The 9,685-nt window shown below is 70.2% G+C and carries 7 protein-coding genes; 5 read left to right on the forward strand and 2 right to left on the reverse strand.

The genetic code is table 11. The features are described 5' to 3' along the window. Positions 1 to 33: 33 nt before the first annotated feature. The gene (locus tag G401_RS0119350; protein WP_027343808.1) at positions 34 to 618 is read right to left on the reverse strand and encodes a thioredoxin family protein; all 585 of its coding nucleotides are present in this window, start codon (positions 616 to 618) and stop codon (positions 34 to 36) included. A 53-nt stretch (positions 619 to 671) separates the two neighbouring features. Here G401_RS0119350 and G401_RS46845 point away from each other — a divergent pair, with 53 nt between their 5' ends. Continuing rightward, a complete protein-coding gene (locus G401_RS46845) occupies positions 672 to 1,400 on the forward strand; it encodes a methyltransferase domain-containing protein (RefSeq protein ID WP_034592174.1) in 729 nt (242 codons plus the stop codon). A 4-nt stretch (positions 1,401 to 1,404) separates the two neighbouring features. Here G401_RS46845 and ilvD read toward each other — a convergent pair whose 3' ends face one another. After that, a complete protein-coding gene (gene ilvD / locus G401_RS0119360) occupies positions 1,405 to 3,249 on the reverse strand; it encodes a dihydroxy-acid dehydratase (protein WP_027343809.1) in 1,845 nt (614 codons plus the stop codon). Positions 3,250 to 3,461: 212 nt separating this feature from the next. On the opposite strand from ilvD, the gene G401_RS46850 reads away from it, so the two are divergent. From G401_RS46850 to ilvC, 4 genes are all read left to right on the forward strand, one after another. Beyond that, positions 3,462 to 5,849, forward strand: coding sequence for a putative bifunctional diguanylate cyclase/phosphodiesterase (locus G401_RS46850; protein ID WP_245601780.1), 2,388 nt, complete (start codon positions 3,462 to 3,464; stop codon positions 5,847 to 5,849). 143 nt (positions 5,850 to 5,992) lie between these two features. Then, positions 5,993 to 7,813 carry an acetolactate synthase large subunit gene (locus G401_RS0119370; RefSeq protein ID WP_027343810.1) on the forward strand — a complete coding sequence of 607 codons (1,821 nt, stop codon included), beginning with the start codon at positions 5,993 to 5,995 and terminating at the stop codon, positions 7,811 to 7,813. Next, positions 7,813 to 8,334, forward strand: a complete 522-nt coding sequence (gene ilvN, locus G401_RS0119375) for an acetolactate synthase small subunit (RefSeq protein WP_027343811.1) — start codon at positions 7,813 to 7,815, stop codon at positions 8,332 to 8,334. The genes G401_RS0119370 and ilvN overlap by 1 nt, the downstream gene beginning before the upstream one ends. Before the next feature lie 61 nt (positions 8,335 to 8,395). Beyond that, entirely contained in the window at positions 8,396 to 9,460 is a 1,065-nt protein-coding gene (gene ilvC, locus G401_RS0119380; RefSeq protein ID WP_051366852.1) for a ketol-acid reductoisomerase, read from the forward strand. The last annotated feature ends 225 nt before the right edge of the window (positions 9,461 to 9,685 follow it).

Consider the following 9,685-nt stretch of genomic DNA (forward strand, 5'->3'; position numbering starts at 1 on the left):
ATGGACGGGCGGGACGAAGCAGGGCGGGGTGGGTCAGGCGGGGTCGTTGCCGGGCTTCCACTTGATCGAGCAGCCGGCGCTCGGGTACTGCGGATCCACCGGACCCTCCCCGGCCAGGACGGCGTCGACCGCCGTCGCCAGGGACGCGCCCGTCGCCGCCTTGCCGCTGTTCGGCCGGGTGTCGTCGAACTGGCCCCGGTACACCAGCGGCCGCCGCCCGTCGGCACCCGCCGGCCCGTACAGGAACAGGTCGGGCGTACACGCCGCCTTGTACGCCTGCGCCACCACCTGCGCCTCGTCGTACGCGTACGGGAACGTGAAACCGGCCCGCTTCGCCTGCTCGGCCAGCTGCTCGGGAGCGTCGTCGGGGTAGTTCGCCGCATCGTTGGCGCTGATCGCGATGACGGCCAGCCCCTGCTGCGCGTACCGGGCGGTGAGCTCGCCGAAGGCGGACTCGATGTGCCGGACGTAGGGACAGTGGTTCGAGAGGAACGCCACCAGCAGCGCCGGGGCGTCGGCGAAGTCGGCCGGGGAGACGAGGGTGTCGTCCACGGCGTTGGGGAGGGTGAAGTCGTGCGCGGGGGTGCCCAGCTCCACCATGAAGGAGTTCACGGCCATGGGGAGAATCTATCCGCCGGTCGTGAACACCAAACCTGCGCCAGAATCGCGGCATGAGTGACATCGCGTACCTGGACGCTGCGGCGCGTACGCCCATCGGCCTCGACTACAAGCGGTTCAGCATCGACGCCCTCGACATCCGTCCTCAGCAGACGGTGCTCGACCTGGACTGCGGTCCCGGCACCGATCTCGGCCGGCTGACGGCCACGGGGGCCGTGGTCACCGGGATGGACGCCGACGAGACCATGATCCGGGAAGCCCGCCGCCGGTACCCGGAGGTGGAGATCGTTGCCGGTGACGCGCACGACCTGCCGTTCGGAGACGGCACCTTCGATCGGCTGCGGACCGACCGGGTGCTGCAGCACGTGGCGGATCCCGGGCGGGTCATGGCGGAGATCCGCCGGGTGCTGCGGCCCGACGGGCTCATGGTGACGGCCGAGCCGGACTGGGACACGCTGACGGTCGCGGACGCCGACGAGGAGACGAGCCGGGCCTTCTGCCGGTTCAACGCCGGCCGGGTCCGCAACCACTCCATGGGGCGGCACCTGAAGCGGCTCGCGTACGCGGCGGGGTTCGAGGTGCGGGCGGTGACGCCGATTCCGGTCGCGTTCGAGGATTTCGGGGTCGCCGACACGATTCTCGGGCTGAGCCGCAACGCGCGGCTGGCGGTGGCGGAAGGCGTACTGGAGAAGGAAAAGGCCGAGGAGTGGCTCGCGCGACTGGCCCGCGAACCCTTCCTCGGCTCTTTCCTGTTCTACGTGGTGACTGCTTCCCGGCCGTGAGGGCTCAGGGGACGCGCCGGTAGGCGCCGTCGCTCGCGCTCGTGGTCATCGACGCGTACGCGCGCAGCGCCGCACTGATCGGGCGGACGCGGTCGACGGGCGTGTAGGGCTTGTCGCGCTTGTCCTGGGCGACCCGGCGCTCGTCGAGGACGTGGTCGGGGACGTCGAGGCTGATCGTGCGGGCCGGGATGTCGATGGTGACGATGTCGCCCGGCTCGACCAGCGCGATGAGGCCGCCGCCCGCCGCCTCGGGGGAGACGTGGCCGATGGACAGGCCGCTGGTGCCGCCGGAGAAGCGGCCGTCGGTGATCAGCGCGCAGGACTTGCCGAGGCCGCGGCCCTTGAGGAAGGAGGTCGGGTAGAGCATCTCCTGCATGCCCGGCCCGCCCTTCGGCCCCTCGTAGCGGATGACCACCACGTCGCCCGCGACGATCTCGCCGGCGAGGATGCCGGTGACCGCGTCCTCCTGCGACTCGAACACCTTGGCGGGGCCGCTGAACCGCCAGACCTCCTCGGGCACGCCCGCCGTCTTCACGACGCAGCCGTCCAGGGCGAGGTTGCCATGCAGCACCGCCAGGCCGCCGTCCGCCGTGTACGCGTGCTCGACCGACCGGATGCAGCCCTCCGCGCCATCCGTGTCCAGTGTGGACCAGCGGTTGGCCGTGGAGAACGGTTCCGTGGTGCGTACGCCGCCCGGCGCCGCGTGGAAGAGCTCGACGGCGGCCGCGGACGGCGACTCGGCGCGGATGTCCCACTCGGCCAGCCACTGGTCGAGATCGGGGGAGTGCACGGAGTGGACGGTGTCGTGCAGCAGCTTGCCGCGGTGCAGCTCGCCCATGATCGCGGGAATGCCGCCGGCCCGGTGCACGTCCTCCATGTGGTACTTCTGCGAGTTCGGCGCCACCTTGGCCAGGCACGGTACGCGTCGCGAGATGGCGTCGATGTCGGCCACCCCGAAGTCCAGCTCGGCCTCGCGGGCGGCGGCCAGCAGGTGCAGGACCGTGTTGGTCGAGCCGCCCATGGCGACGTCGAGGGCGACCGCGTTCTCGAAGGCCTCGCGGGTGGCGATCGCGCGCGGCAGGACCGAGGCGTCGTCCCCGTCGTAGTAGCGCTTGCAGAGCTCGACGATCAGCTCGCCGGCCTGCTCGAAGAGCGCCTTGCGCGAGGCGTGGGTGGCCAGCGTCGAGCCGTTGCCGGGCAGCGCCAGGCCGATCGCCTCGGTGAGGCAGTTCATCGAGTTGGCGGTGAACATGCCGGAACACGAGCCGCAGGTCGGGCAGGCCGACCGCTCGATCTTGTCCAGCTCGGCGTCGCTCACGTTGTCGTTGGAGGCGGCGACCATCGCGTCGATCAGGTCCAGCTTCGTGTGCACGATGCCGTCGACCGAGACGGTCTTGCCGGCCTCCATCGGGCCGCCGGAGACGAAGACCGTCGGGATGTTGAGGCGCAGCGCGGCCAGCAGCATGCCGGGGGTGATCTTGTCGCAGTTGGAGATGCACACGAGCGCGTCGGCGCAGTGCGCCTGCACCATGTACTCGACCGCGTCGGCGATCAGCTCGCGGCTGGGCAGCGAGTAGAGCATGCCGGCGTGGCCCATGGCGATGCCGTCGTCGACGGCGATCGTGTTGAACTCCCGGCCCACCCCGCCCGCCTGGGCGATCGAGTCGGCGACCAGGCCGCCGAGGTCCTTGAGGTGTACGTGGCCGGGTACGAACTGGGTGTAGCTGTTGGCGATCGCGACGATCGGCTTGCCGAAATCGTCGTCGGTCATGCCGGTGGCGCGCCAGAGCGCCCGCGCGCCCGCCATCGTCCGCCCGTGCGTGGAGGTCCTCGACCGCAGCTCAACCATGGAAAGAAGTCTGCCACCGTCCGGGGTACGCCGACACGCCACGTACACGCCGCGTCCATCTGTCGGGAAGGCGTCCCGGCTGCGGGGCGGCGCCGGTGCTAGCTGGCAGGAGTGCGGTCGGTGAGACGGCGGCTACGCCCGTTTATGAAATTGTCGTCCGCTATCGCACATCGAGTGCGGAAAGGATCTCTCTGGTGCGGCAGAGTAGAGCCGTGCTCCTCCCCCCGGGACTGCCGGTAGCCGACCCGCTCGGTCGGCCGTTGGCCCTTGCCGTGTCGGCGAGCGCCTTGGTCGCTCTCCCCGGCGCCTGGTCCCTGTGGCGAGCGGCCCGTGCCAGCGGCCGGTCCTCCCGCGGCGCCCGCCTTCTGGCGGTCGGCGTCGTGGTGGCCCTGGCCGGGCCGCTCCTCGCACTCCTGTGCGCGTGGATGCTGCTGGCCGACGAGTGGTACGACGTCCGCGAACAGCGGATGATGCTGGCCGGGCTGATGAGCCTGGGCGTGATCGTCGGCTCCCCGATGCTCGGCTGGGGTCTGCTGCGGCTGCCCGGCATCGGCGACACCCCCGGCGTACGCATGCGGCACCTGCTCGACGGGCTGACCGTCGGCGCCGCGATCTTCATCTTCGGCTGGGCGCTCATCATCAACCCGAACTCGGCCTGGTTCCCGCTGCCCGACCGGGGCGGCTGCATCCCGGTCGCGGTCGCCGCCTCCATCGCTCCGCTGATCGTCGGGCTCGCGATGATCCTGGCGGTACGCGTACCGGCGCCGCGGCGGCCGATCGCCCGGGCCGCGGTCGGCGCGGCCGCCGTGTCCGTCGCCGGAACCGGCCTGGCCGTCGGGATCTGCTACGACCTCGTCTGGATGGTGCTCACCGGCGGACTGCTCCTGCCGGCCGGGGTGTTCCTGATGGCGTACAAGCCGCGGTGGCGGGAGGTGCGGGCCGAGATCGGAGCGCCCGCGCCCACCTCCGGCCTGCTCACCGCCCTGCTGCCGGTCTCGGCGATCCTGGTGGCCACCGTCTACCAGGCGGTACGCAGCGGGGGCACGCTGGACGTGCCGACGATCGTGGCCGGAATGTTCGTCGGGCTGCTGCTCGTGGCCCGCCAGCACCTCGGCTACCAGGACGTCAAGCGGTACGCGACGCGCCTGGCCGACAGCGAGCGGCACTTCCGTGAACTCGCCCACACCGACCCGCTGACCGGGCTCAGCAACCGCCGGGGCCTGCTGCGCACCCTGTTCGAGGACGCGGTCGACGGTCCACCGTGCACACTGCTCGCGATCGACCTCGACGGCTTCAAGAACATCAACGACATGCGCGGCCACGACGTCGGCGACGACGTGCTCGTCGAGGTCGGCCAGCGGCTGCGGCTCAACCTGCGCCCCGGCGACGTGGCCGCCCGGCTCGGCGGTGACGAGTTCGCCGTGCTGATGTGGGCCGGCCCCAAGGACGCCCTCGAAGTCGCGCAGCGGCTGCTCGGCGTGCTGGCCAAGGCGTACCAGGCCCGGCAGGGGATGGCGTACCTGTCGGCGAGCATCGGGCTGGCCGGCTGCGCCCGGGCCGACAGCGTGCCGATGCTCATGCGCAACGCGGACCTCGCCCTGCGCTTCGCCAAGCAGCGCGGCAAGAACCGGGTCGAGGAGTACTCCGCCGAGTACGACGAATGGCTGCGCCGGCGTACCACGGTGGAACACGAGCTGCGCGGCGCGATCGAGCGCGACGAGCTGTCGGTGGTCTTCCAGCCGGTCGTGGCGCTGCCGTCGATGCGGCCGGTCGGTGCCGAGGCGCTGATCCGCTGGCACCACCCGCAGCTGGGGAAGATCAACCCGGACGAGTTCATCCCGATCGCCGAGGAGTCCGGGCTCATCCAGTCCGTCGGCATGTGGGTGCTCAACCAGGCCTGCCGCCAGCTGGCCCGGTGGCTCGCCGACGGCCACGACGTCTGGGTCTCGGTCAACGTCTCCCCGCGCGAGCTGCATCCGGCCGAATACGTGAACCGGGTCGCGGACGTGGTCCGGGCGCACCGCGTACCCCTGTCGAGGTTGGTCTTCGAGGTCACGGAGCAGGCGGTGGCCGAGGACCTGGAGGAGCTGAAGATCCGGTTGTCCACGCTGCGCGACATGGGCGCGCGGATCGCGCTGGACGACTTCGGCTCGGGCTACTCCTCGCTCAGCCAGCTGCGGCACCTGCCGGTGGACATCCTGAAGATCGACCACAGCCTGGTGCGGGACATGGGCCGGGACGCGCGTCCGGCGCCCATGGTGGACGTGGTCGTCCGCCTCGGTCACCGGCTCGGCCTGGAGGTCATCGCGGAGGGCATCGGCGACATCACCCAGCGGCAGGTGGTGGAGCAGGCCGGCTGCCGGTTCGGGCAGGGCAGCCTGTTCGGCTGGGGCGTACCGGCCGAGCACATGGAGGCGCTGCTCGCCTCGGCCCAGCCGTTGCACAACGGCCACCCGCTTCCCGGGGGCGGGGTCGGCCCGGCGGCCGCCATGGCCCCGCCGACTCCGCTGCCCGCGCAACTGCCCCCACCACAGGCCGCGACACCCGTGTCTCAGCCCGTGGGAGAAGTTGACTCAGCGGCTGAGATGCGTAAGAGTTAGGACCATGTCGAACCGGCTCCACCGAGTACTTACCTGAGCGCACTCTCTGACGTTCGAGAGTGCGCTGGCCCCGTGCATACCTGCACGAGGGTCTTTTTTATTGGTCAGAATCGGTAGAGCGGAACCCTCGGGAAGAGTGAGTGATGACCAGACCGACACCGGAGGCGCTCGCGCAACGCGCGGCCGCCCATCGCACGGCCACGCCGTCCGCACCGCCGGCGCCCGTTCAGATGACCGGGGCGCAGAGCCTCGTCAAGTCGCTGGAGGCCTTGGGCGTAGAGGTGATGTTCGGCATTCCGGGCGGAGCGATCCTCCCCGCCTACGACCCGATCTTCGATTCGACCGTACGCCACATCCTGGTCCGTCACGAGCAGGGCGCCGGCCACGCCGCGACCGGGTACGCGCAGGCGACCGGCAAGGTCGGCGTGTGCATCGCCACCTCCGGGCCGGGTGCCACCAACCTGGTGACGCCGATCGCGGACGCGTACATGGACTCGGTGCCGATCGTGGCGATCACCGGACAGGTGGCCCGCCCGGCGATCGGCACGGACGCCTTCCAGGAGGCCGACATCCAGGGGATCACCCTGCCGATCACCAAGCACAACTTCCTGATCCGCTCCGGCGACGACATCCCGCAGGTGCTGGCCGAGGCGTTCCATCTGGCCTCGACCGGCCGGCCGGGTCCGGTGCTGGTCGACATCCCGAAGGACGTGCTGACCAACCAGACCTCGTTCGCCTGGCCGCCCGTCCTCGACCTGCCCGGCTACCGGCCCACCCTGCACCCGCACGGCAAGCAGATCCGCGAGGCCGCCCGGCTGATCGGCACCGCCAAGCGGCCGGTCCTGTACGTCGGCGGCGGCGTACTGAAGGCGCAGGCGACCGAGGCGCTGATGGAGCTGGCCGAGCTGACCGGCGCGCCGGTGGTGACCACGCTGATGGCCCGCGGCGCGTTCCCGGACTCGCACCCGCAGCACCTGGGCATGCCCGGCATGCACGGCACGGTCGCGGCCGTGTACGCCCTCCAGCGCTCCGACCTGCTGATCACGCTGGGGGCCCGGTTCGACGACCGGGTGACCGGCAAGCTGGAGTCGTTCGCGCCGGACGCGCAGATCATCCACGCGGACATCGATCCGGCCGAGATCGGCAAGAACCGGGCCGTGGACGTGCCGATCGTCGGTGACGCCCAGCACGTGATCACCGAACTGGTGACCGCGCTGGCCGGCACCGAGGAGGCCGCCCAGCAGCGGTTGAAGGACTGGTGGACCCAGCTCGACCAGATGCGCGACACCTACCCGCTGGGCTACGAGGAGCCGTCCGACGGCACCCTCGCGCCGCAGTACGTGATCGAGCGGATCGGCGCGATCGCCGGGCCCGACGCGATCTACGTCGCCGGCGTCGGCCAGCACCAGATGTGGGCCAGCCAGTTCATCAAGTACGAGAAGCCGAACACCTGGCTCAACTCGGGCGGTGCCGGCACCATGGGGTACGCGGTCCCGGCCGCCATGGGCGCGAAGGTCGGCCAGCCCGGCACGGTCGTGTGGGCGATCGACGGGGACGGCTGCTTCCAGATGACCAACCAGGAGCTCGCGACCTGCGCCCTGGAGGGCATCCCGATCAAGGTGGCCGTCATCAACAACGGCAACCTCGGCATGGTGCGGCAGTGGCAGACCCTCTTCTACGGCGAGCGCTACTCCAACACCGACCTCGGTACGCACAAGCACCGCATCCCCGACTTCGTGAAGCTGGCCGAGGCGCTGGGCTGCATCGGTCTGCGCTGTGAGACCGCGGCCGACGTGGACAAGACGATCGCGGCGGCGATGGAGATCAACGACGCCCCGGTGGTCGTGGAGTTCGTCGTCGGCAAGGACGCCATGGTGTGGCCGATGGTCGCGGCCGGCACCGGCAATGACGAGATCATGTTCGCCCGGGGTGTGCGCCCCATCTTCGACGAGGACGATCTGTGATGGCAGCCAAACACACCCTCTCCGTGCTGGTGGAGAACAAGCCCGGCGTCCTGGCCCGGGTGTCGGGCCTGTTCTCGCGGCGGGGCTTCAACATCGACTCGCTCGCGGTGGGGGAGACCGAGCACGCCGAGATCTCCCGGATCACGATCGTGGTCGATGCGGAGCAGCAGCCGCTGGAGCAGGTCACCAAGCAGCTCAACAAGCTCATCAACGTTCTGAAGATCGTGGAGCTGGAGCCCGCCGCCTCCGTCCAGCGCGAACTGCTGCTGGTGAAGGTACGCGCCGACCGCCCGATCCGGTCGCAGGTGCTCGAGACGGTCCAGCTGTTCCGGGCCCGCGTCGTCGACGTGGCGCCCGACGCCCTCACCATCGAGGCGACGGGCACCTCGGAGAAGCTCGAGGCGTTGCTGCGCGACCTGGAACCGTTCGGCATCAAGGAGATGGTCCAGTCGGGCCGGGTCGCCATCGGTCGCGGATCGCGATCGATCACGGCCGCGCCGGCCCTGCGCTCGGCAGCCTGAGCGTCCTACAGTTTGAGAAGATCCGTCCCACTTTACGGTCTGCGTACCGTCGGGTAGCAGGATGCAGGATGACTGCGGCGGCTACGCCCGGTGCGCGCAAGGAAGGAAAGTTCAAGTGACCGAGGTTTTCTACGACGATGACGCCGACCTGTCGGTGATCGCCGGTCGCAAGGTGGCCGTCATCGGCTACGGCAGCCAGGGCCACGCGCACGCACTGTCGCTGCGCGACTCCGGGGTCGACGTGCGTGTTGGCCTGCCCGAGGGCTCCAAGAGCCGGCCGAAGGCCGAGGAGCAGGGCCTGCGCGTCGTCACGCCGTTCGAGGCGGCCGCCGAGGCTGACGTGATCATGATCCTGGCGCCGGACACCGCCCAGCGGAAGATCTACGCCGAGGCCATCGAGCCCAACCTGACCGCCGGCAAGGCGCTCTTCTTCGGCCACGGCCTCAACATCCGCTACGGCCTCATCAAGCCGCCCGCCGACGTCGACGTCGCGATGGTCGCCCCGAAGGGCCCCGGCCACCTCGTCCGCCGCCAGTACGTGGACGGCAAGGGCGTACCGTGCCTCGTCGCCGTCGAGCAGGACGCGACCGGCAACGGCCTCGCGCTCGCCCTGTCCTACGCCAAGGGCATCGGCGGCACCCGGGCCGGCGTCATCAAGACCACCTTCACCGAGGAGACCGAGACCGACCTGTTCGGCGAGCAGGCCGTCCTCTGCGGCGGCACGGCCGCCCTGGTCCAGGCCGGCTTCGAGGTCCTCACCGAGGCGGGCTACACGCCCGAGGTCGCGTACTTCGAGTGCCTGCACGAGCTCAAGCTCATCGTCGACCTCATGTACGAGGGCGGCATCGCCCGCATGCGCTACTCCGTCTCCGACACCGCCGAGTACGGCGACGTCACCCGTGGCCCGCGCGTCATCAACTCCGCGGTCAAGGACGAGATGCGCAAGATCCTCGGCGAGATCCAGGACGGCGAGTTCGCCCGCGAGTGGATCGCCGAGGACGACGCCGGCCGGCCCAACTTCACCAAGCTCCAGCAGCAGGGCGCCGAGCACCCGATCGAGAAGGTGGGCGCGCAGCTCCGCGGAATGATGAGCTGGGTGGACCGGCCGATCACCGAGACCGCGTGACATCCCTGTAAGGCTGCCTGCCCTCCACAACCGAGGAGCGGGACGTACCGGGCTGCCCTCAAGGCGATCCCTTGTGGGCAGCCCGGTCTTTCTTTGCCGGCTCAAGATCTTTTTTAGATCAAGTTCAAGATCTTTTTGTCCCGGGTTCGTCGATCTCGCTTCCGCTCCTCCCGCGGGAGACCGTTGCGCCCCTATCGCTGCGCTCCGGGGACTCCACTGCCAGGT

The organism is Hamadaea tsunoensis DSM 44101 (assembly GCF_000428945.1).
Lineage (GTDB): Bacteria > Actinomycetota > Actinomycetes > Mycobacteriales > Micromonosporaceae > Hamadaea > Hamadaea tsunoensis.

Coding starts and splice junctions, on each gene's coding strand:
- G401_RS0119370 (WP_027343810.1), top strand. CDS start 5,993: ATGACCAGACCGACACCGGAGGCGCTCGCGCAACGCGCGGCCGCCCAT.
- G401_RS0119350 (WP_027343808.1), bottom strand. CDS start 618: ATGGCCGTGAACTCCTTCATGGTGGAGCTGGGCACCCCCGCGCACGAC.
- ilvD (WP_027343809.1), bottom strand. CDS start 3,249: ATGGTTGAGCTGCGGTCGAGGACCTCCACGCACGGGCGGACGATGGCG.
- ilvC (WP_051366852.1), top strand. CDS start 8,396: ATGCAGGATGACTGCGGCGGCTACGCCCGGTGCGCGCAAGGAAGGAAA.
- ilvN (WP_027343811.1), top strand. CDS start 7,813: ATGGCAGCCAAACACACCCTCTCCGTGCTGGTGGAGAACAAGCCCGGC.
- G401_RS46845 (WP_034592174.1), top strand. CDS start 672: ATGAGTGACATCGCGTACCTGGACGCTGCGGCGCGTACGCCCATCGGC.